The organism is Plantactinospora veratri (assembly GCF_036421995.1).
Taxonomy (GTDB): Bacteria; Actinomycetota; Actinomycetes; order Mycobacteriales; family Micromonosporaceae; genus Plantactinospora; species Plantactinospora veratri.
Genome location: NZ_JAZGQL010000036.1, coordinates 132,851 through 155,224, shown reverse-complemented (window position 1 = coordinate 155,224; position 22,374 = coordinate 132,851). Strand labels below are relative to the sequence as shown.

At 71.9% G+C, this 22,374-nt stretch carries 18 protein-coding genes and 1 riboswitch; of the genes, 5 read left to right on the top strand and 13 right to left on the bottom strand.

The genetic code is table 11. The features are described 5' to 3' along the window. Positions 1-337: 337 nt before the first annotated feature. The gene (gene mdlC, locus V1634_RS33180) at positions 338-1,939 is read right to left on the bottom strand and encodes a benzoylformate decarboxylase (RefSeq protein ID WP_331211569.1); all 1,602 of its coding nucleotides are present in this window, start codon (positions 1,937-1,939) and stop codon (positions 338-340) included. A gap of 256 nt (positions 1,940-2,195) precedes the next feature. After that, positions 2,196-2,337, top strand: a riboswitch (cyclic di-AMP (ydaO/yuaA leader). A gap of 468 nt (positions 2,338-2,805) precedes the next feature. Between mdlC and V1634_RS33175 the strand changes: the two genes are divergently transcribed. Next, entirely contained in the window at positions 2,806-3,633 is an 828-nt protein-coding gene (locus tag V1634_RS33175) for a C39 family peptidase (protein ID WP_331211568.1), read from the top strand. 138 nt (positions 3,634-3,771) lie between these two features. On the opposite strand, the gene V1634_RS33170 is transcribed toward V1634_RS33175, so the two are convergent. From V1634_RS33170 to V1634_RS33145, 6 genes are all read right to left on the bottom strand, one after another. Continuing rightward, positions 3,772-4,326: a hypothetical protein gene (locus V1634_RS33170; RefSeq protein WP_331211567.1), complete on the bottom strand. Its 555-nt coding sequence runs from the start codon at positions 4,324-4,326 to the stop codon at positions 3,772-3,774. Positions 4,327-4,537: 211 nt separating this feature from the next. Further along, a complete protein-coding gene (locus tag V1634_RS33165) occupies positions 4,538-5,308 on the bottom strand; it encodes a GNAT family N-acetyltransferase (RefSeq protein WP_331211581.1) in 771 nt (256 codons plus the stop codon). Positions 5,309-5,354: 46 nt separating this feature from the next. Beyond that, the gene (locus V1634_RS33160; protein ID WP_331211566.1) at positions 5,355-7,055 is read right to left on the bottom strand and encodes a CDP-glycerol glycerophosphotransferase family protein; all 1,701 of its coding nucleotides are present in this window, start codon (positions 7,053-7,055) and stop codon (positions 5,355-5,357) included. Between the two features lie 47 nt (positions 7,056-7,102). After that, a complete protein-coding gene (locus tag V1634_RS33155; RefSeq protein ID WP_331211565.1) occupies positions 7,103-8,716 on the bottom strand; it encodes a bifunctional cytidylyltransferase/SDR family oxidoreductase in 1,614 nt (537 codons plus the stop codon). 189 nt (positions 8,717-8,905) lie between these two features. Beyond that, positions 8,906-9,730, bottom strand: coding sequence for an ABC transporter ATP-binding protein (locus tag V1634_RS33150; RefSeq protein ID WP_407951896.1), 825 nt, complete (start codon positions 9,728-9,730; stop codon positions 8,906-8,908). Continuing rightward, entirely contained in the window at positions 9,723-10,619 is an 897-nt protein-coding gene (locus V1634_RS33145; RefSeq protein ID WP_331211564.1) for an ABC transporter permease, read from the bottom strand. Before V1634_RS33145 ends, V1634_RS33150 begins: the two co-directional genes overlap by 8 nt. A 155-nt stretch (positions 10,620-10,774) precedes the next feature. On the opposite strand from V1634_RS33145, the gene V1634_RS33140 reads away from it, so the two are divergent. The 4 genes from V1634_RS33140 to V1634_RS33125 all read left to right on the top strand — a co-directional run bounded on the left by V1634_RS33140 (position 10,775) and on the right by V1634_RS33125 (position 16,455). Then, complete coding sequence (locus V1634_RS33140) at positions 10,775-11,419, top strand: TetR/AcrR family transcriptional regulator (protein ID WP_331211563.1); 645 nt, start codon at positions 10,775-10,777, stop codon at positions 11,417-11,419. A 159-nt stretch (positions 11,420-11,578) separates the two neighbouring features. Beyond that, positions 11,579-12,685: a DegT/DnrJ/EryC1/StrS family aminotransferase gene (locus V1634_RS33135; RefSeq protein ID WP_331211562.1), complete on the top strand. Its 1,107-nt coding sequence runs from the start codon at positions 11,579-11,581 to the stop codon at positions 12,683-12,685. Further along, positions 12,682-13,728: a Gfo/Idh/MocA family protein gene (locus V1634_RS33130; protein ID WP_331211561.1), complete on the top strand. Its 1,047-nt coding sequence runs from the start codon at positions 12,682-12,684 to the stop codon at positions 13,726-13,728. The genes V1634_RS33135 and V1634_RS33130 overlap by 4 nt, the downstream gene beginning before the upstream one ends. Positions 13,729-13,848: 120 nt before the next feature. Next, complete coding sequence (locus V1634_RS33125; protein WP_331211560.1) at positions 13,849-16,455, top strand: glycosyltransferase family 4 protein; 2,607 nt, start codon at positions 13,849-13,851, stop codon at positions 16,453-16,455. 53 nt (positions 16,456-16,508) lie between these two features. Here the strand turns inward: V1634_RS33125 and V1634_RS33120 are convergent, their stop codons facing one another. The 6 genes from V1634_RS33120 to V1634_RS33095 all read right to left on the bottom strand — a co-directional run bounded on the left by V1634_RS33120 (position 16,509) and on the right by V1634_RS33095 (position 22,337). After that, a complete protein-coding gene (locus V1634_RS33120) occupies positions 16,509-17,066 on the bottom strand; it encodes a hypothetical protein (protein ID WP_331211559.1) in 558 nt (185 codons plus the stop codon). After that, complete coding sequence (locus tag V1634_RS33115; protein ID WP_331211558.1) at positions 17,059-18,306, bottom strand: glycosyltransferase family 4 protein; 1,248 nt, start codon at positions 18,304-18,306, stop codon at positions 17,059-17,061. The genes V1634_RS33120 and V1634_RS33115 overlap by 8 nt, the downstream gene beginning before the upstream one ends. A 34-nt stretch (positions 18,307-18,340) precedes the next feature. After that, the gene (wecB, locus tag V1634_RS33110) at positions 18,341-19,420 is read right to left on the bottom strand and encodes a non-hydrolyzing UDP-N-acetylglucosamine 2-epimerase (RefSeq protein WP_331211557.1); all 1,080 of its coding nucleotides are present in this window, start codon (positions 19,418-19,420) and stop codon (positions 18,341-18,343) included. A 129-nt stretch (positions 19,421-19,549) separates the two neighbouring features. Next, positions 19,550-20,389, bottom strand: a complete 840-nt coding sequence (locus tag V1634_RS33105) for a hypothetical protein (protein ID WP_331211556.1) — start codon at positions 20,387-20,389, stop codon at positions 19,550-19,552. Positions 20,390-20,403: 14 nt separating this feature from the next. Then, a complete protein-coding gene (locus V1634_RS33100) occupies positions 20,404-21,045 on the bottom strand; it encodes a class I SAM-dependent methyltransferase (protein WP_331211555.1) in 642 nt (213 codons plus the stop codon). Positions 21,046-21,161: 116 nt separating this feature from the next. Next, positions 21,162-22,337 (bottom strand): acyltransferase, encoded by a 1,176-nt coding sequence (locus V1634_RS33095; RefSeq protein ID WP_331211554.1) that lies wholly within the window; start codon positions 22,335-22,337, stop codon positions 21,162-21,164. Positions 22,338-22,374 lie beyond the last annotated feature (37 nt).

Here is a 22,374-nt window from a genome sequence, read left to right as displayed (position 1 = left end):
GCCGTACGCGAGATGTAACGACTGGTGGGCGGCTGGCATTCCGCCCCGGCCGGTCGGTCATGAAATCGGCGAAGGTCCGCGACCCGGCGGGCCGCATCCGCGACGATGACCGGTCGGGTGGGCGTTGTCCGGGTCCGGCGGACATTCGGTCCTACGGCGTGATACCTCGGAGTCATCATGATGACTCCGAGGTATCACGATCGACCCGTATATGCCGGCCAGAAGGCTGGCCGCGCCGGGTCAGGCAGGCCTACCTCGACCCGGCCAGGAGTCGGCCGGACCTCAAAGGATCATGTGACGAGTTGGCGGGAGATCGAATGGCCGTGCAGGCGGCGGATCAGAGCAGCGGTGCGACATCCCGGGTGATCGGTACAGCCAGCACGGTCGGGCCCTCCGTGTCGAGCGCCGCCCGGAACGCCGCCCGGAACTCGTCGACAGACTCCACCTGGTGCGCGACACAGCCGTAGCCGCGGGCGATGCTCGGGATGTCCAGGCCGGGCAACTCCAGTCCCGGCACCCCCGGTGTGTCCTCCAGCTCGGCGAAGGCCTTCAGCACCCCGTACGCCTGGTTTACCGGCACCACGAAGACGACCGGCAGCCGGTGCTGGGCGGCGGTCCAGAGCGCCTGCGGCGAGTACTGGAACGAGCCGTCCCCGATCACCGCCACCACCGGCCGTTGCTGCCCGGTGTCCCGCTGGGCGAGCGCGATGCCGACCGCCGCCGGCAGCGCGAAGCCCAGCCCGCCGCTGGCCATCTTGAAGTACGAGCCCGGCCGGGTGATGGTCAGTTGCCGGTGCAGCACGCTGAGGTTGGAGGGAGATTCGGGGACCACGATCCCGTCCGCCGGCCACTCGGCGGCGAGCGCGCCGAAGAGTGCCTCCGGGTCGAGCGGGGCGCCGGCGGTCGCGGCCGGCGCGGCGGAGCGGGGCGGCGGCATGGGCCGTTCGCTGCCGGGCAGCCGCTCGGCCAGCCCGGCACAGGCCAGCGTCACGTCGCCGACCAGGCTGTCGCCGACCGGCGCCCGGGCCGCCTCGGCCGGGTCGTCGGTGATGTGCAGCAGCCGGGTGCCCTCCGGCAGGTAGCCGTGCCGGCCGGGGACGTACGGGTAGTAACGGAACACCGGGGCACCGATCACCAGGACGGTGTCGTGGCCGACAAGCTTCTCGGCCAGTGGCCCGATCGCCGGCGGCAGCAGTCCCTGGAACTGCGGATGGTCCTGCGGGAAGCCGACCCGGTCCGCGAACGGCGGCTGCCAGACGGGTGCCCGGGTCCGCTCGGCGAGGGCGACCGCCTCGGCCCAGCCGCCGCTGCGGTCGACGCCTGAGCCGATCACCAGCATGGGGTGTCGGCTGTCCGCCAGGATCTCGGCGAACCGGTCCAGTTCCGCCGGATCGGGGGCGACCCGGGTGCTGACCCGGCGTACCGGCGAGGTGCCGGTGGCCGGCTCGTCCCAGTCGTCCAGTGGCAGGGAGAGGTAGACCGGCCCGGCCGGCGGCTGTACGGCGGTGGCGAGCGCCCGCATGAACGCCTCGGGAATGTCCTGCGCACGCAGTGGTTCGTGGCTCCATTTGACGTACGGCTCGGGCAGTTGGGTGGGGCGCACATTGGTCAGCATCGGCTCGGACAAATTCATCGTCCGGGTCTGCTGGCCGGCGGTCACGATCATGGGCGTCTTGTTGTGCCAGGCGGTGACGAGACTGCCCATTCCGTTTCCGGTGCCGGGCGCGGTGTGCAGGTTGACGTGCACCGGCCGGCCGCTGGCCTGGGCGTAGCCGTCCGCCATCGCGACCGCCGAGGCCTCCTGGAGGGCCAGAACGTAGCTGAAGTCGGCCGGAAAGTTCTTCAGGAATGGCTCCTCGGTGGAGCCGGGGTTGCCGAACAGGGTGGTCAGGCCGAGGGAACGGAGCAGGTCGTAGGTAGCTTCGTGCACCGTTGTCATCGGAAGGAGCCTCCTGGAGTCCTCGTCCCATGTTCGAGCCACCGGACCAAGCCGGTCATTTCCGTCATACCGTACGCGTACATGATCATGCTGGTTTATCCGCTGGCCGCCTGCCGGCCCGGGTGCCCGGGCGGCGCTGTCCCAATCGCGCTCCGAGTCACTGTTTTCGCTGTTCAGTGGGGTTGGCAACGGCAGAAGTCGGCCAGTAATGTCGGCGAGTCTGGTCCGGCCCCTTGGTCGCCGTACGGGTGACACCGGAGCAGACCCGCCGAGTCGTTCCGTAACGAGCCGGGGACCCATAGTTATCTGGGGTGAATCCGCGAGCCACTGGCCCGTGGTAGGGCGGCCTTCCCGCCCGAATCCGTCAGCTAACCCGGTAGGCGGTGTCGGAAGGAGTAGCTGTTCGTGCGGCACCACCCGGGCCCCGGCCCATCCCCCCAGTTCCCTCGCTGCGTCGCGCCCCCACTCCCGGCCGTCGCGACCGTCCCGGACCACCCGGTCCCCGGCCGCCACCCCGACCTGGCCCGATAGCGGTCTGTGACGCGGAAGTCGTCGACGCGCGGGCACCCCGCCGGCCCACTGGCCGGCAGTTCCCGGTGAGGCCGCCGGTCGGCCGCGACGGATCGTGGTGGCGCTGATTCCACCGGTACGCCGATAGCAGCGCCGCACCGGTCGGCGCACCGTCGGTCCGTCCCGCCGAATGCCTGTCGGCGGACCTTTTCCCGTGCGATTCCGTGCGATTTCGCGTCACATTCCCCGCAGCGAAAGAAACGCCGCGTCATTTCCTGCCCCCCGGTAGCGGTGGCGCGCATTTCCTCTGGAGGACAACGTTGAAGCACGCAATTAACGGGCGGTTCAGGACCGTCATGTCGGGCCGGCGTAACCGGCTCGCGCTCGCCTCGGCCGCGGTGCTCGCCGCCGCCGCCTCCACCGGGGTCGTCCTGACCTCGAACGACTCGGCCGAGGCGCCGCAGCCGCCGACCGTCGCCGTCGCCGAACTCGGCGCCCCGGCGGCGGGTCAGGCCGGAGCGGCGGTCACCACCGCGCCGGAGACGACCGCACCGACGACGACCGCCCCGGCGACCCCGTCGCAGCCGGCCAGCACCGCGCCGGGCACCAAGGCGCCGAGCGCGGCGGCGAAGGCGGCCGCGGCCAGCACCCCGAGCAAGCCCCCGGCGCCCCCGGAGTCGAAGCTGCTGGACTACCAGTTCCAGGCCCAGATCAACGGCTGGTACTGCGGCCCGGCCGCCACCCGGATCGCGCTGACCGCCCGGGACAAGAAGCCCAGCCAGGACGCCGTCGCCGCCGACCTCGGCACCACGACGAGCGGCACGAACTCGGCCCTGGACACCACCCGGGTACTGAACAAGATCATCGGTACCGATTTCTACCGCACCACCGCCATCCCCGGTGGCGCGGCCACCCCGGCCCAGATGGACCGGCTCCAGGCGGACGTCGTGCACGCCGTCACCAGCGGGTACGCCGTGGTCGTCAACATCGCCGGCTCGGCCACCGACCTTGCCGGCGGCTGGCACAGCTACCCCGGCGGGCACTACCTGACCGTCGTCGGCTACCGCGACGACGGCCGTACGGTGAAGATCGCCGACCCGGCCATCCCGGGCGAGGACAGCAGCTACTGGATGACCACCATCGACCTGGCGAACTGGGCGGCCACCCGGGGCTACTCGTCCTGACCCGTCCCGGCGATAGCAGCACCGACGACGACGCCGGCCCGACCCCACCCACCCGGACGACCCGTGCCGACCGGGGGTGTGGGACGGGCCGGCGTCGTCGTCGCGAGCGGTTCCGCGCCGGCCTTGGTCAGGTGCGGGTCACTGGCCCTGCCACACCGCCTGGGCGCCGGTGTCACCGGTGCGGAACACGTAGTAGAGGGTGATCCCGGCCGCCGCCAGGCAGAGCACCCCGAGCACCAGGGTCAGCACCGGCGACCCCTTGGCGGTCACAGCGGCGGTGCCGTCCTCGCCGTCCGCGCCACCGTCGGCCCCGGCGGCCCCCGCGGTCACCGGTGGGGCGGCGACCCGGGGCTTGACCAGGAAGACCAGCGCCAGGGCCAGCACCCCGAGCACGAGCGTCGCGTACAGGGTGTTGGTGCCGAGATCCTGGTGCTCCGCCAGCCTCGGGACGTACTCCGGGCTGACCCGGTTCCGGGACTCCAACCGGGCGAGGAAACGGTCACCGGAGAGCTTGGCCATCAGCGCGGCGAGTGGGGTGGCGACCGCGAGCAGCCCCAGCACCCAGCGCAGGTGTGGGCGGACGAACGGAAGGAACGCGTACCCGACCGCGGTCAACGCGAGCAGTGGCACGAAGACCACCGCGGCATGGACCAGGAACGGGTGGGCGGGAATGCCCATGAACTCCTCGAGCACCGGCGCCTCCTCGGCGACAGATGGGATTGGCGGAGGAAAGGGTGGGACGGCAGGCGTACGAGCCGGGCGGGGCCGACCGGCTCCGGCGGCCCGTACGGCGGGAAGACCGTTGACATGGTGCCCGGGGCGTACCGCGTTGACAAGGCCCAGACCGCTGAGGTGCAAGGAAGGGCCCCCGCATATCGCATTCTGTTGTAGCGGGGGCCCTTCCTTACACCGGTGCGGGTTCGCCGGCGACGTACTCGGTGTACTCGGCGACCGGGGTGAAGCCGAGCCGGTCGTAGAGCTTGTACGCCGCCGTGTTCTCCGCGACCACGTTCAGCGCCACCGTGTCGACGGTTTCCAGCAGCCGCCGGCAGAGCGTCGCCACCACCGTGCTGGCCAGCCCCTGCCCCCGGTACGCCGGAGCCGTCGTCACGTTGCCCAGCGCGGCCACCCGGTACCGCGGCGACCAGACGTGCACCCCGGCGACGGAGACCAGTTCGCCGTGCCGGCGCATCCCCACGTAGTGACCGGTCTCGACCATCCGGGGGGCGAACCAGTTGCCCGGATAGGCCGTCCGGTAGAAGGCCGTCAGTTCCGGTACGTCGGCCTCGGTCAGCACCTCGCCACCGGGCACCACCCGGGCCAGCCGGTCCGGGTCGGTGAGCGCCATCTTCAGGTGCGCACCGCGCGACCTGAGCGGGTACTCCCGGGCCAGCACCGCCTCGCCGCCGGGGGAGAGGTGCGCCTCGAAGTGCCGGGGCAGCAGCGGGAGCAGACCGGTGAGCAGTTCGGTCAGCACCGCCGGTGAACGGTGCAGCGCCAGCAGCACCGGGGTGGGCCCACCCTGGTAGAGCAGCGCCACCGCGTCGTCGCGCCGGTACCAGGTGGTGTACGGCCAGTAGAAGTCGTCGAGGTCGCCGAGTTCGTACGCGTGCAGGTGCGGGTCGCGGCGCAGCAGGCCGGCCAGTTCGTTCCGGTCGTGGCTGGTCCTGATCATCGTCACCGACGCATCATGGCACAGCCCTCACGTCGGGAGCGCGGGCTCAGGGGACCGGCGCGGGGCGGGGCGAGGGTACCGACTGGGCGGCCCCGGCGCCGTCCAACTGCCGACGGGCCTCGTCGAGGAAGCCGTCGGCGTAGCGCTGCTCCGGGAAGTCCCCGAGATAGCGGGTACGGGTCCGCCACCGTGCCTCGGCGAGCGGATCGGTCTCCAGTAGCCGGTCCAGTACGTCGTCTACATTGGACATCTGCGGGTCGAGTACGTAACCCGAGCCGGCCAGCGGGAAGCCCTCGACGAACCGCTCGCCCTCGCCGACCCGGTCGGTGACCGCGTACGGCTTACCGGAGTAGAGGTAGTCGGAGATCACCGCCGAGACGTCCGAGACCAGCGCGTCCGAGGCGTTGACGCAGTCGACCAGGCTCATCTTCTTCGCCGCGTCGACGCCGAAGACGTGCCGCCGCCCCGTGCTCGCCCGGTGCTCGGCGAGGAGCTGCTCGATCCGGGCGAGCTGTCGGGCCGACGCCGGATTCTGCGAGGTGTACGGGTGGGCCCGCAGGATCACCGTCACGCCCCGGTCCAGCAGCCGGCGGACCAGGGTCTCACCCACCGGCAGCGAACAGTGGTCGACGTCGGCGTTGTGCCCGGTCCAGGTCGGCGTGTAGAGCACCACCTTGTCGGCCCGGTCCCGGATCGGCTCCCGGCGTACCGCGATCGACTCCACCTGCGGGCGACCGACGATGGCGAACTTCTCCCGGGGGATCGTCACGCCGTTGCGGGCGTACCGGTCGATCGCCGCCTGCCCGGCCACGAAGATCCGGTCGAAGATCGCGGAGACCGGATTGGCGCTCGGTGCCTTGTCGCTGTCGCCGTGGTGCAACTGGATGTGTGTGAGGTGCGCGAAGCGGATGCAGTGGCTGTTCTTCGCGCCGTGGTTGACGTAGAACGCCACCCGCAGGCTCGGCACCATCGCCTCGTCGATCGAGCGCGGCGTCGGGCAGACCACCACCGGCGCCTTCGTGGCGGCCGAGATCGCCGGCAGGAAGTTCGGCTCCCGCAGCAGCACCATGAACGGCCGGCCGATCCGCTCCAGGTACGGCAGCCACATCATGACCTGGTATTCCGAGCCGGGCGGCGCGGAGAAGTAGAGCAGGAACTCCGGCTGGTGCCGGCGCAGCGCCTGGGTGACCGCACTCTGCCCGCCGGAGGGCCGCAGCCGGCGCAGCGCGATCGGCCCGACCGCGCCGACCGCGGCGGCCGCGCCGACCAGCACGGTCAGCACGAGGGCGGGCCAGACCGGCAGGGTGAACGCGGCGCTGCCGGCGAGCAGCACCAGCAGGGCCAGCACCGCCGGCCCGAGCCGGTCGGTCACGAGCAGCGGCGACGACCGTACGCCGAGGTTGGCCGAGCGGACCTCCAGCTCGGCGGCGTCGCGCAGCGGCCGCTCGGCCAGGGTCAGCCCGAGCAGGGCCGCACCGGTGAGCGCCAGTGCCACCGTGTTCCACCCGGACCCGGGCAGCCGGTGGGCGTATCCGACCAGTACCCCGGCGATCAGCAGGACCGGCTCGGCGACCAGTTCGGCACGGGGGTTGACCCGGCGCTCCATCCAGAGCGCGACCGCGCCCGCGCCGGCCAGGACGAGGCCCGGCAGCTCGGCCGAGGTGAGGGCGAGGAGCAGGAAGGACAGCACGGCCAGGCCGGCACTCAGACACCGGACGGTCAGTTTCCTGACCAGATCGCCACGCATGCGCTTCCTTCCTCGGATCGCCGGGGCCCCGACAGTGCGGGACCTGGCTAGGGAGTGCCGACCCGGGGCGGCGGCACCAGTTCGGTGGAGCGTTGCCGGCCGACCCGGGCGGGCCCGGGCTCCTGCTCCGGACCGGCCGGGGGCCGGCCGTTCGGCTCGGTGCCGCCGGGCTCGGCGCTGTTCGGCTCGGTGGCGTTCGGCTGGGCGGCCGGCTCGGCGACCGGGTCGCCGGGGGAGCGGCGTACGTCGACCACCTGGCCGGTCAGCCCGGAGAGCAGCACGTCCAGTGAGACCCGGGCCACCGTGTCGGCCGCCAGCAGGGTGTGCTCCGGCTCCTCCCCGAACGCCCGGGTCCGCATCGGGGTCGCGGTCCGCTCGGGGTTGACGCAGTTCACCCGTACGCCGAATTCGGACCACTCGTCGGCGAGCGCCTGGGTGAGGTTGACCACGGCGGCCTTGGTGGCGGAGTAGAGGGCGTACCGGGCCCGGCCCCGGGTGTAGGAGCTGGAGGTGTAGAGCAGCAGTTGCCCCCGGGTCTGCTTCAGGTAGGGCAGCGCCTGCCGGGCGATGTCCACCGGGGCGACCAGGTTGACCTGGAGCATGTGCGCGATGGTCGCCTCGTCCATCTCGGCGAGCGCGCCCATCCGGAGCACCCCGGCGGTCACCACCACGTGGTCGATCCGGCCGGTCGCCTCGAAGGCGCCGCGCAGCGCGGCGGCGACGTCCTCGCCCCGCTCCACGTGGGTGCCGGTGCTCGACCGGCTGACCGGGAAGACGTCCGCCCCGTAGCCGCGGGCGACCTCGGCCAGCCGTTGGCCGATGCCCTCGCTGCCGCCGAAGACCACCACCGTGCGGCCGCTCAGCTCCTCGACGTACGCCCGCTCGTCGACCAGCCGGGGCGCCTGGGCGGCGGCGAGCTGGAACAGCTTGTCCGCCAGGTGTACGTCGACCGGGTGGGTGACCTTGATGTTCTCGTCCGAGCCCTCGATGACCTTGATCGGCACCTCGGGCAGGTAGCGCAGCACCACTCCGCAGTCGTCGGTGGCGCTGAACTCCGGGTCCTGTCCGGCGAGCGCGTAGGCGGCCCGGATGGTGCGGGACCGGAACGCCTGCGGCGTCTGCCCCCGGCGCAGCCGGGACCGTACCGGGATGTCGGTGATGCAGTCCTCGTCGTCCACCTGGATGATCGTGTCCGCGGACGGGATGGCCACGTCGACGGCCGAGTGCGTCCAGAGCGCGTTGACGCACTCCCGGACGATCCGGGGGCTCAGCAGTGGTCGTACCGCGTCGTGGAAGAGCACGTTGCAGTCGTCCGGCCCGATCGCCGCCAGCGCCAGCCGGGTGGTGGCGTTGCGGGTGTCGCCGCCCTCGATCACCTGGCTGACCTTGCGGAAGCCGGCCCGCTCGACGATCTGGCGCGCCTCGGCCAGGAAGCCGGGCGCCATCAGCACGATGATGTCGTCGATCTCGGGCGCGTTCTCGAAGACCGCGACGGTGTGTTCGAGGATCGGCTTGCCGGCGATCTTGAGGAGCTGCTTGGGGATGCCGAGCCCGACCCGGGTCCCGGTGCCGCCGGCCAGGATCACGGCGACGGTCCGGGTGGGCCGCCAGGGGGCGGCGTCCGGCTCGCCGGCCGGCCGCGTCGCCGGGTTCTGCACCATTGCCGATCCTCACTGACTGTGCGTGGTCGATGGATAGGCCCTGCGTCGTCGCCCCGTCGTCGCCCCGGGCGCGGCGGTGTCGCGCGGTCCGGGTCGGTCGCGGACGACCTCTAGGACCCTAGCGCGGCGGGGGCGGGGCAGGTCGCCGGTGACGCTGCCGCCGCCCGAGGTCTTCCGCCGTTGTCCGGACTACGTCCGGTTCATGTACTTCTCGTACTCCGGTACCACCTCGTCGGTGGGGCCGTCCGCCCGGATCACCCCGGACTCCAGCCAGATCGACCGCTCGCAGGTGGTCCGGATCGTGTCGATGCTGTGGCTGACCAGGAAGACCGTGCCGGCCTCGGCGCGCAGCTCGCGGACCCGCTGCTCGCTGCGGCGCCGGAACCGGGCGTCACCGGTGGCCAGCGCCTCGTCGATCAGCAGCACGTCGTGCTTCTTCGCCGCCGCGATCGAGAAGCGCAGCCGGGCCGCCATGCCGGAGGAGTACGTCCGCATCGGCAGCGAGCTGAAGTCGCCCCGGTCGTTGATCCCAGAGAACTTGACGATGTCCGGCGTGACCTGCTTCACCTGGGCCGGGCTCATCCCCATCGCCAGGCAGCCGAGCGCGACGTTGCGCTCGCCGGAGAGGTCGTTGAGCAGTGCGGCGTTGACCCCGAGCAGCGAGGGCTGGCCCTGGGTGTAGACGGCGCCCCGGCTCGCCGGCAGCAGCCCGGCGATCGCCCGCAGCAGGGTCGACTTGCCCGAGCCGTTGCTGCCGATCAGGCCGACCGCCTCACCCCGGTACGCGGTGAAGCTGACGCCCTTGACCGCGTGCACCTCGCGGACGGCGGCGGACTTGGTGCCGGTCAGCATCCGCTTCAGGGCGGCGACCGGGCTGCCGTTGCCGCCCGCGCCGGCGCCGTACACCCGGTAGATCACGTGTACGTCGTCGACGACCACGGTGGGGATCCGGGGACCGCCGACCGTGGTGGTGGTCGCCGAAAGGTTGGTCTTGGGGTCGATCGGTTCAGCCACGGCCGTACTCCTTCTCACCACGCCAGAAGTAGATGAACCCGAGGACGCCGGCCAGCGCCGCCCAGCCGATGCCGAGCAGCCAGGACTGGGTCTGGGACGCGGTCACCGGCGCCGTCTCCATCAGCGCGTGCCGCATCAGCTCGATGTAGACCAGCAGCGGGTTGAGCTGCACCAGCGAGGCGGCCCAGTCGGGCAGGTGCCGCTCGAAGTTCTGCACGCTGTAGAGCACGCCGGAGGCGTACATCCAGGTGCGCATCACGAACGGGACGAGCTGCTTCAGGTCGGTGATCTTCGACCCGAACCGGGCCATCGCCATCGCCAGCCCGGCGTTGAAGATCGACTGGAGCAGCATGACCGGGACCAGCAGCAGCCACTCGACGGTCAGTGGCTCTCCGTCGATCAGCACGATGGCGGCGAGTACGACGATCGAGGCGAGCAGGTGCTGGAACTGGGTCAGCGTGATCGCGATCGGCAGGCTCGCCCGGGGGAAGTGCAGGGCCCGGATCAGCCCGAGGTTGCCGCTGATCGCCGTCACCCCGCCGCTGACCACGGACTGGGTGAAGGTGAAGACGAAGAGCCCGGTGCAGAGGTACGCGATGAAGTTCTCGACCTCGCGGCTGGTGCCGAGGATCACGCCGAAGATCAGGTAGTAGACCGCCGCGTTGGTCAGCGGGGTCAGCACCTGCCAGAGTCGCCCCAGCCGGGCGGTGCTGAACGAGGCCGCCAGCTTGGCGTTGGCGTAGGCGGTGATGAAGTGCCGATACGACCAGAGCTGTTTGACGTACGCCCCGAGGCTGGGTCGCGCCCCGGCGACGGAGAGTCCGTAGCGGGCGGCCAGTTGTGCCTGGGTCAGCTCTGAATCGGGATGTGCTACCGCCGTGCTGGCCATAGCTGGGCGCTCCGATCTGTCCGGGCTCGAAAGAGTGCGCGACTTCCGGGCCGGAACCGTTGCGGGCAAATGCCGTCCGGGGCGTCGCTGCGTGGCAAGGTAGTCCAAACTACGTCGGGACGCAACCGTACCGTCGTCGCGCTATATTGGCCCACGTGGCGACCGACAACCGGCGTGCTCCGGCGGGAGCGGCGGTACTCCGTGGGGAGATAACCGCCGCACTCCGCCGAGCCGTCATGCAGGAACTCGCCGCGGTCGGATACGGGCGCCTCTCGATCGAGGCGGTCGCGCGCCGGGCCGGCGTCGGCAAGACGGCGATCTATCGCCGATGGAGCTCGAAGCTGGAGATGGTGCTGGAGATCGTGTCCCGGGTTGCCGGGCAGAGCCTACCCTTACCGGACACCGGCAGCCTAAAGGGTGACCTGGAGGTGCTGTTGCGGATCGTGGCCCGGGCGCTGCGGCACCCGCTGGCCTCGCAGATCGTCCCGGACCTGCTGGCCGAGGCGGCCCGCAACCCGGAGATCGCCGAGACCCTCCAGCAGGCCCTGCGGACGAACCAGCGCGACGTCGGCATACTCTTGCTCGACCGGGCGGTCGGTCGCGGTGAGCTTCCTGCGGAGGCGGATCCGGACGTCGCGGTCGACCTGATCATCGGTCCCCTCTACTGGCGGCTCGCCGTCGCCCGCACCCCGTTCCCGGAGGACTACCTGCCTCGAATGGCCGCCGCGATCGCGGCCGGGCTCGGCGCGCGCGGCCCGATGCCGGTGGGAGGGGGCCTCGACGTCGCACTCCCCGGCTGAGCGGCGGCCGGCACCCGATCCGGCCCCGCACGCCGCACCCCGGCACCCCCCGGGACCCCGACCCACCCCGTGACCAGAACCCCACCACCCATTTCATCGACCGCGTCAAGAGCTAGCATCGCTGCCGGACGCGATCCCCTCGTCGACAGGAGGATGCCCATGACCGGGCAGCAAGACCTGATTCCACCCGCGAAACCAGTTATCGGAGAAGCCGAGATCGAGGCCGCCGTACGGGTGCTCCGCAGCGGCCGGGTGGTCCAGGGGCCCGAGGTGGCCGCGTTCGAGGAGGAGTTCTCCGAGCTGGTCGCCGGACGGCACTGTGTCGCGGTCAACTCGGGCACCTCTGCCCTGCAACTGACCCTGATGGCGCTGGGGATCGGCCCCGGCGACGAGGTCGTGGTGCCGTCGTTCTCCTTCGCGGCGAGCGCGAACGCCGTCCGCCTGGTCGGCGCCGAGCCGGTCTTCGCCGACATCGAGGCCGGCAGCTTCTGCCTGGACCCGGCCGCCGTCGAGGCCGCGATCACCCCGCGCACCGTGGCGATCATGCCGGTGCACCTCTACGGCCACCCCGCCGCGATGGACCGGCTGATGCCGATCGCGCAGCGGCACAACCTGGCCGTCGTGGAGGACGCCGCCCAGGCGCACGCCGCGGCCCTGAACGGGCAGCCGGTCGGCAGCTTCGGCACCGCCGGGTGCTTCAGCTTCTACCCCACCAAGAACATGCACTCGCTCGAAGGCGGCATGATCACCACCGCCGACGCCGAGCTGGCCCGGACCCTGCGGCTGCTGCGCAACCAGGGCATGGAGCAGCGGTACGCCAACGAGATCGTCGGGGCGAACATGCGGCTCACCGACGTGGCGGCGGCGATCGGCCGGGTGCAGCTCAAGCAGCTCCCGGAGTGGACCGAGCAGCGGCGGTCGAACGCCAAGTTCCTCGACTCCCGGATCACCGCCGCGGTCACCCCGCCGGTGGCCGACGCGGCCCGGCACGTCTACCACCAGTACACGATCCGGATCACCGGGGACCGGGACGCCGCCCAGCAGAAGCTGCTGGACCGTGGCATCGGTAACGCCGTGTACTATCCGACTCCGATCCACCGGTTGAAGCCGTATCTCGGCAAGGACGGCCAGCCGGGTCCGTGGACCCTGCCGGAGACCGAGCGCGCCGCCCGCGAGGTGGTCTCGCTGCCGATCCACCCGTCGCTGAGCGCGACCGACCTGGAGCGGATCGCCGACGCCGTGAACAGCCTGGAGGGCTCACAGTGAGTGTCGTCAGCGGCCAGGGGCGTACGCTGCGCGCCGGTCTGATCGGGCTGGGCGCGATGGGACGCAACCACGCCCGGGTGCTGTCCAACCTGGACGGTGTCGAGCTGGTCGGCGTCGCCGATCCGGCCGGCGACTCGACCGGCACGGTCCGGGCGCCCGTGGTGGCGACCCTGGCCGAGCTGATCGCGATGAAGCTCGACTACGCGGTGGTGGCCTGCCCGACCGCGCTGCACGAGCAGGTCGGCCTGGAACTCGCGGCCAACGGCATCAGCGCGCTGATCGAGAAGCCGCTCGCCCAGTCCGTCGAGACCGCGCAGCGGCTGGTGGCGGCCTTCGAGGCGGCCGGGCTGGTCGCCGGGGTCGGGCACATCGAGCGGTACAACCCGGCGTTGCAGAACCTGCGCAGCCGGCTGGAAGCGGGCGAACTGGGCGAGGTCTTCCAGGTCGTCACCCGCCGGCAGGGGCCGTTCCCGCACCGGATCGCCGACGTCGGCGTGGTGATGGACCTGGCCACCCACGACATCGACCTGACCAGTTGGGTGACCGGCCGGGAATACACCTCGGTCTCGGCCCGCACCGTCTCGCGCAGCGGCCGGCTGCACGAGGACATGGTGGCCGCGGTCGGCCAGCTCGCCGACGGCACGATGGTCAACCACCTGGTGAACTGGCTGAGCCCGCTGAAGGAGCGGTCGACGGTGATCACCGGCGACCGGGGGTGCTTCGTCGCCGACACCCTCACCGCGGACCTCACCTTCTACGCCAACGCCGCGATCGACACCGAGTGGGAGGCGCTGCGCGCGTTCCGTGGGGTGGCCGAGGGCGACATGGTGCGGTACGCCATCCCGAAGCGCGAGCCGCTGCTCGTCGAGCACGAGCGGTTCCGTGACGCGGTGGAGGGCAAGGAGAGCGACATCGTGACGCTGCGCCAGGGCCTGCGCACGGTCCAGGTGGCGGCGGCGGTGCTCCAGTCCGCCGCGGACGGCAGTACGGTGTCGGTGGCGCCGGGCGACCGGACCGTCGACGACCTCTCCACGACCGGCTGATTCCGCGCGCGGCCCGGTGCCGCGCGCGGTTTCCGCGAAAGACACCCGGGATCCGGTGGTGTTCGCACAGGCCCGGCACAGTCGGGCAAGAGTCAGCTCGTCTTATCTGGAGGATCGCGCATGACACCGCCCGCTCGCCGACCGCGACTGGCAGTGATCGTCGGAAACAGCATCACCGGGGACTCCCGGGTACAGAAAACCGCCATCTCGGCGGCGCGGGCCGGCTGGGAGGTGCTGCTGATCGGCGCCGGGCGGGGACGCGCCGTCAAGTCGACCATGGGCGCCGTCCAGGTCGTCCGGGTCGGCGTCGCCGCGCACATGCGGGCGAAGCAGAAGGGGCACAAGCTCCGCCGGATCGTCACCCAGTTCGGCATCGCCGACAAGGAGGCGCTGGCGCGTACCCGGGCGGCCAACCAGACCTGGGTGCGGCAGACCACCGCCCGGATCGGCCGGATGCGGGCCGCCGAGGGCCGGTCGGCGGCGGCGAACGCGATCGCCGTACCGGCCAGCCGGGCGCTGGGCGCACTGGTCCGGGCCCGCCGGCTCACCCACAAGCTGCGGGTCCGGGCCTTCCAGTGGGAGCAGCGCTACCAGGCCGCGCCGACCGGGCAGTGGGCCAAGGACTGGCCGTACCTGCTCGACCTCGACCTTGCCTTCGGACCGGCGATCGAGGAGTTCAAGCCGGACGTCATCCACGCCAACGACATCACGATGATCGGCACGGCGGCGCAGAGCGTGGCCCGGATGCGGGCCCGGGGCGAGAAGGTCCGGTGGCTCTACGACGCGCACGAGTACGTGCGCGGCGTGGACTGGCCCGAGCCGTTGCAGGCCAGCGCCTTCAACGCGCTGGAGAAGGAGTTCATCGGCTTCGCCGACGCGGTGGTGACGGTCTCCCCGGAGATCGCCGAGCTGCTGCGCAAGGACTACAAGCTCAAGAAGACCCCGCTGGTGGTCCGGAACGTGCCGATCCGGGAGACGGTGAACACCGGCCGGGACACCTATTCGGTACGCCGGGCCTGCGGCCTGGAGCCGGACGTGCCGCTGCTGGTCTACTCCGGCTGGCTCGCCGCCGAGCGGGGCCTCGGGGTGGCGGTCGACGCCCTGCCCGAGCTGCCGGAGTTCCACCTCGCGATCGTCTCCGGGCGGACCAGCCCGGACCTGACGATGCTGCTGGAGAAGGCCGACAAGCTGGCTGTGCGGGACCGGATCCACGTGGTGCCGTACGTGCCGCAGCACGCCGTACCGGACTACCTCTCCTCGGCGGACCTCGGCCTGATCTGCTCCAAGCGGACGCTGAACTACGAGATCTCGCTGCCGACCAAGCTCGCCGAATACCTGCACGGCGGGCTGCCGGTGGTGGTCAGCGACGTGAAGACGCTCAGCGCGTACGTCCGGAAGCACAAGGTCGGCGAGGTCTTCCGCTCCGACGACGCGGCGAGTTTCGTGGCTACGGTGACGCACGCGATGGCGAACCGGAAGCAGTTGGCCGACGCGATCACCGAGGAGATCCTCACCGACCTCTCCTGGGAGACGCAGAGCGCCGGCCTGATGCGGCTCTACACGGAGATCTCCGGGATCACCCCGCCGAACCCGCGCCCGGAGGTGCGCTGGTCGCTGACCGAGCAGCCGGTGCCGGTCGCCGGCCCGGCCACCGAGCCGGGCCCGCTGCCCCGGTGGCGTCCGCTGGACAACACCAAGGTCCGGCTGGGTCTCGGCCCGGCCAACTACGCCGGCCAGCTCGCCACCTTCGCCCAGGCGATCTGCCGGAGCAACCCGGAGGTCTCGGCCGAGGTCGTGATGGTGAAGACCTCGCCGACCCTGCTCTATCCGGCGGACGTCTACGTCGACCAGGCCCGGCTGCCCGACCTGGACTGCCAGCTCGAACAGGTGCAGCGGGCGATCGGCCGCTACACCCACCTGGTGGCGGACGCCTTCCTGCCGTTCTTCGGGCACCTGAACGGCAACAACATCGAGGGCGACCTGCCGGCGCTGCAACGGGCCAAGATCAAGGTCGCGCTGCTCGGCCACGGCAGCGAGGTACGCCACCCCAAGCGGCACCTGGCCCGACACGAATACTCGCTGTTCCGGGATGCCCCGGACGGCTACGTCGAGCGCTACACGGTGCGGGCCGAGCGGAACCGGAAGGTGGCCGAGGAGACCGGGCTGCCGCTCTTCGTCACCACCCCGGACCTGCTCGACGACCTGCCCTGGGCGACCTGGGCGCCGCTGGTGGTGGACCTCGACGCCTGGGCCACCGACCAGCCGGTGATGGAGCGGGCCCGGCCGGTGGTGCTGCACGGCCCGTCGAAGCGCTGGACCAAGGGGACCGACCGGATCCTGCCGGTGCTGAACGAGCTGCACGAGCGGGGCGCGATCGAGCTGAAGCTGGCCGAGAACGTCGCCTGGAAGGACATGACCGAACTGGTCAAGACCAGCGACATCGTGATCGACCAGTTCACCACCGGCAGCTACGGCACGTTCGCCGTCGAGGCGATGGCCGCCGGCAAGCCGGTGGTGGCCTACCTGAGCGACAGCGTGGCGGCGACCGTCGGCAGCACCCCGCCGATCGTGAACGCCACCCCGGCCAACCTCCGCCAGGTGCTGGAATCCCTCCTGGACGACCGGGCCGGCACCGCACGCCGGGGCGCCGAGTCGGTGGCGTACGTCCGGGAGTACCACGACGGCCGGCGTACGGCGGCGGCGTTCGCGAGCTTCCTCGCCAGCTGACGTGTAAGGAAGGGCCCCTTCTTATCGCTTTTTGTATAAGAAGGGGCCCTTCCTTACACCACGGCGCTGGCGTCGAAGCAGAGCGTCGGGGCGGCGCCGCGGGCCGTCAGGTCGGCCAGGACGGTGGCGGCAGCCGGCATCGAGCCGGGATCGGCCACCACCAGGACGTCGAACCGGCCCGGCTGGAGCACGTACCGGTCCAGCAGCCGCAGCCGGGGGTCGCCCTTCTTCGCGTAGAGCGGCTGGAAGAGCCGCCGGTAGACCGGCAGGCCGACCCGGCGGTGCACCCGGTCCGCGAACGCCCGCTGGTACGCCCGGTTGGCCTTCTTCGACCTGCCGGCCAGCGGACCCCGGCCGACCGCCCTGAACAGGAAGCCCGGTCCCCGGACCAGCACCATCTGCTCGACGGCGAGCGGTGCCAGCCGGAGTTCGAGCTTGGTCAGGTCGACGACCCGGAGCTGCTTGGGCAGCTTCTCCCGGCGCCACTTGGCGATGTCGTTGACGACCAGGGTGGCGCTGCCGTGGGCGGCGATCACCCGGTCGACGTCGGCCAGCACGGCGAGCCGACGGGAGCCCTCCAGGGCCAGGATCAACACCTGCGGTTCAGCCATCGGTGCGGGCATCCCATCCGGTCGTGGTCGACGTTCCCGGGCCCGGCGTGCCGAACCACGCCTCGCGGTGGCTGCGGGCGACGGCGGGATAGCTGTACCTGTCGGCGAGTTCCCGGCGGGCGCGGGCCAGGTCGAGGCCGTCCGGGAAGCGGTCCCGCAGCCGGCGGTAGCCGTCCACGATGGACTCGGCGTTCTCCTCGACCGGGATCAGCTCGCCGGCCGCCTCCTCCAGCCCGGCCAGCGTCTCCTCCGGCCCGCCACAGCGGGTGACCAGCACCGGCGTGCCGGCGGCGATCGCCTCGACGATCGTCATGCCGAAGGTCTCGAACCGGCTCGGGTGCACCAGCAGGTCGTGCTCGCGCATCATCCGCAGCGCCTCGTCCGGCGCCACGGCACCGGCGAAGGTCACCGCCTCGGCGACGCCGAGTTCGGCGGCCCGCCGGGTCAGGTCCTTGCGCAGCTGTCCCTCGCCGACGAAGGTGAGCGACAGCGCGGGCTCCTCGGCCCGGCACTTGGCGAACGCCTCCAGCAGCCAGGAGACGCCCTTGCGGGGGAGCAGGCCGCCGACGAAGAGCCAGCGGTGCAGCGCGGTGACCGGGGTGGCCCGGGGTTGGTCGAACGAGATCGGGTTCGGGATGAAGCCGATCCGCTCGGCGTGGTGCGGGAACGCCTCGACCAGCGGGTTGCGTACGGCGTCGCCGACGGCGAAGAAGCCGGCGCAGCGGTGCAGCAGGTCGTCGTACATCGCCCGGGCCTCGGGCTGTTCCAGTACCAGGTTGAGGAAGGTGGCGTGCTCGGTCACGAAGACCCTGGCGTCCGGCCTGGCGTTCTGCAATGCCGCCCAGCCGCCCGGCAGCCCGACGTGGGCGTGCACCACCGGGGCGGCGATGGGGGCGTTGCCGAGCGCCGCCCGGAGCGCCTCGGAGTGGTTGCGGGAGACCTCCGCGTAGTCCGGAGTCACCGGCATCACCACCGGCAGATGCACCAGGTCGGCGCCGCCGACGGTGGGGCGGCGGTGCACACCCTGCGGCAGCAGGGCCCGGAACGCCTCGTCGATCGCGGCGGTGGTCTCCGCCGGCAGCCGGTGCCCCCACTCGTCGGTGTGGTAGACGGTGACCTGCTGGTAGCCCGGTGCGGTCGCCTCCACCATCGCCTGCACGAAGGCGCCCCGGAAGGGGCGCTGACCGGTCGGGTACCAGGGGGTGACGACGGCGACGTCGCTGGCGGGATTCGTCTGCACCTGATTCGGTCCTCGGTTCGCCGGACGGTCTCGGTCAGGCATGCCGCTCGAGGATCTCGACGACCCGCTGCGCGGCGGTGCCGTCGCCGTACGGGGCGGCGCGCTCGGTGGTCGGCGTGGGTCGGGTCGCCGTGGCGATCCAGTCGGGCGTGCCGGCCGGGTCCGGGACGAGCCGGTTCCAGTCGCCGTCCAGCGTCTCGACCCACTCCGTCTCCGGGCGCAGCGTGGTGCAGACCCGGCCGAGCAGGAACGCCTCCTTCTGCAACCCGCCCGAGTCGGTGACCACGCCGGCCGAGCCGAGCACCGCCGCGACCATGGCGGCGTAGCCGACCGGGCGGCCGACGTGCACGGCGCCCTGGGCGAGCTTCAGGCCGTACTGTTCGGCGCGGGCCAGCAGCCGGGGGTGGGCCAGCAGGGCGACCGGTACGGGCAGCGCGGCCAGCGCCGCGACGAGCCCGGCGAGCCGCTGCGGGTCGTCGGTGTTCTCCGCCCGGTGCAGCGTGGCGAGCAGGTACGGCGAGGTCGGGTCGATCCCCTCGGGCAGGACCGGCCGGGGGTGCTCGCCGGCCAGTACGGCGTCCCGGATCCGCAGGCAGACGTCGACCATCACGTCTCCGGCCAGTACGGAACGGGCCGCCAGACCCTCGTCGGCGAGGTGCCGCATGGCCTCCTCGGTCGGGGCCAGCAGCAGGTCGGCGGCGTGGTCGGTGAGGACCCGGTTGTGCTCCTCCGGCATCCGCCGGTTGAACGAGCGCAGCCCGGCCTCCAGGTGGGCGACCTTCAGGTGCTGCTTGACCGCCGAGACGGCACCGGCCAGCGTCGAGTTGGTGTCGCCGTAGACCAGCACCCAGTCCGGGTTCTGCTCGGCCAGCACCGGGTCGATGCCGGCCAGCACCGCGCCGGTCTGCACGCCGTGGCTGCCGGAGCCGACCCCGAGGTGGACGTCCGGGTCGGGGATGCCCAGGCCGGAGAAGAAGACGTCGGAGAGGTCGGCGTCGTAGTGCTGACCGGTGTGCACGATGACGTGCTCGTGATCCGTTCGGGCGAAGGCCGCCGCGATCGGCGCGAGTTTCACCAACTGCGGGCGGGCTCCGACAACGCTGACAACCTTCACTGCGGATTACTCCCGGCGTCGATCGACGGTGGAATGCGGGGCATCGTGCTGACTCGTACGCTTCCGGCCGCGCAAGCTTCGCGCGACAAGGCGGGAATGGTACAGTAGCCCTGGTGCCCACACGATACGTCACCCCGTGGGTGATCTCCCAGTCGACCGCCGGCGGCGGCCGCGCCAGGCCCGGGCGAGTTCCCGGGGTACGTCGACCAGCGCGCGGGCCGGTTCCCGGGCTCCCCGGGCGAACGCGCTGCCGAGCCGGAACCCGGCCGACGACTCGACCTCGGCGAGCCGGTGCCGCGCCTGTCGCAGTTCGGTGTCCCGCTCGGCGATCAGTCGCTGCTGCGCCTCGACCCGCTCGGTAAGCTCGGCCAGCCGTCGCCGCACCGGCCGGTTCACCAGGTCGGCGAGCTGGTACTCGTTGACCACCCGCAGCAGGGTGGCCAGCTCCGTCGCGTCACCGCCGTCCGGTTCCGGCCCCTGGCCCGGACCGGTCCCGGCCGGCTCGACCGGGGTGCGGGCGTCGACCAGATAGCCGCGCAGCGGGGCGAGCCGCTCCACCCGCTCGACGACCAGCGCCGCGGAGACCCCTCGGATGGCGGCCCGGTCCAGTGGGGAGACCTCCCGGATCTGGCACCCCCCGGCCACCAGCGGCCCGACCAGCCGGTGGTACGGCAGTTCCTCGATCGACCAGCCGATCAGCAGCGCCGCCCGGGTGCCGGGGCGGGCCCGCCGCAGCATCGGGGTCAGCGCGTCCGGGTCGGTGTGCACGGGCGAGTCCGCGCCGAGCAGGCAGAGCGGCAGCGACTCGGGGCCGAGGTCCGTGCCAACCGCCTCGTCGAGCGGCTGGCGGCGGTAGCCCACCTCCGGCGGCAGCCGCAGTTGCCGCTCCAGCTTGACGTCCGGGTGGCTGACGTCGACCACCTCGCGTACCCCGTCGAGGTAACGCGGAAGGATCTCGGAGATCCGCATCGGCCAGTTCCTCCTCAGCCGGTCCGGGTGAAGACGTGGAAGCCGTTGGGGTTGCCGCGGAACGCGTACGGCCGCCAGCCCTCGAACCTCAGGCCGCACTCCCGGGCCAGCGCGACGTACCGGTCCCGACCCCGGACGACCTGGTAGTTGCCGTACCTGCGGTCGCCGTCGCCGCCCCAGTCGGCGAGGACGAGCCGGCCCCGGAGCCGGACCAGCGAGGCGAGGTTGCGTACCGACCGCTCCCACTCGGCGTCGTCGAGGACGTGGAAGAGCACGTCGACGGAGAGCACCACGTCGTACGGCCACGGGCTGCGCCAGCCGGAGAGCGTGGACCGGAAGTACCGGGCACCGCCACCCCGCTCCCGGCAGTACGCCAGGGCGCTCTCGCTGGCGTCGATCCCGTCGACCTGGTGGCCGAACCGGGCCAGTTCCCGGCTGAACCAGCCCTTGCCGCAGCCGGCGTCGAGCAGGAAGAGCGGCGCGACCGGGTCGGACTGGTGGCCGATGATGTCCAGCAGGAGGCTGAGGCGCAGGATGTAGAACATCCGGTTCGTCGGCTCGTCGAAGGACATGTCGCCGCCGGAGCGCAGGTCGCCCTCCCGCCGGTGCCGGTCGTCCCAGTAGGCGTCGTTCTCCTCGGCGGAGAGCAGCTCCACCCTCGCTCACCATCCCTCGCCTCGGGCTCGGCGTATCTGTCGGTGGCTCCGGCGGCGACGCTAACACGCCACCCCGGACAGAACCGAACGACCCGGCAGAGGTGGGGCGAAACCGGTCAAACGATGGCGCGCAGGTACGGTACCCGGGCGGCGCCGAGCGAGGCCGCGAACGAGACGACCAGGATCACCAGGTACGCGCCGAGCATCAGCGGCAGCGAGCGCCCCTCGGCCACCTCGGGCACGGTCTGCCGGAGCAGCTCCAGCACCAGCAGGTGGACCAGGAACACCCCGAAGGAGGCGTCGGAGAGCCGGACGAGGAGCCGGCCGGACCGCTCCGACGGGGTGACCCGGGCACCGATCCCGACGGCGAGCAGGAAGAGGCAGATCGCCGCGACCGCCACCGTGCCGCCGAGGTAGCCGACCGGGAGGAGCGTCTGGAGCCAGCGGTGTTCCGGCGAGACGCCCCACTGCCAGACCGCCTCGGCCATCAGCAGCACCGCGAGCACCCCGGCCAGCAGCAGGCCGCGCCGGCCGAGTACCACCCGGTGCAGCGCCCAGCCGGCCAGGAAGTATCCGACGTACGGCCACCACATGGTCAGCGCACCGAGGTGGATCGGGCGGGGGGCGCCGATCATGGTGGCCATCCCGGAGACGGCGAAGGTGACCAGGGTGAAGGCCAGGGCCACCCCGGCGAGGATCATCGCCCGGCGCCGCCCGCCGTCCTTGAGGAACGCCGCCAGCACCGGGGCGACCAGGTAGAGCCCGGCGATCAGCCAGAGGAAGTAGAGCGCGGTGAAGACCCTGGCGTCCATCAGGTTGCGGGCCAGCAGGGTCAGGGTCAGCTCCTCGCCGCGCCAGAGCATCCGTACCCCGACCAGGTAGACCAGGTGCCAGACGACCAGGGCGGGGACGATCCGGACGAACCGCTTGCGGTAGAACGCGACCGGTCCGGCGGCGTGTGCCCGGGGCGCCAGGGTGAGCGCACCGCTGATCATCACGAAGACGGGGACGGTCCAGGTCGCTCCGAGGTCGATGGCGGCGGCGGTCCACCAGGCCAGGGTGTGCCGCAGGTCGTCGTGGCCGAGTACCAGCCCGATCACGTGGACCGCGACCACCCCGCAGACGGCGAGCACCCGGAGCGCGTCCAGCCCGTACTGCCGAACCGGCCGGCCGCCGCCCGCTGCGACGCCAGCGGTCACCGGGGCGTCGGCGGGGGGCGTCGGGGCGGATGCGCCGGTCTCCGTCACGGAGGCGTCCTGGGTCGGCAGTTCCGGTTGGGCCGGCATCCTCATCGCGCGAATACTAGTGGCACCGGTGATACCGGCGAAT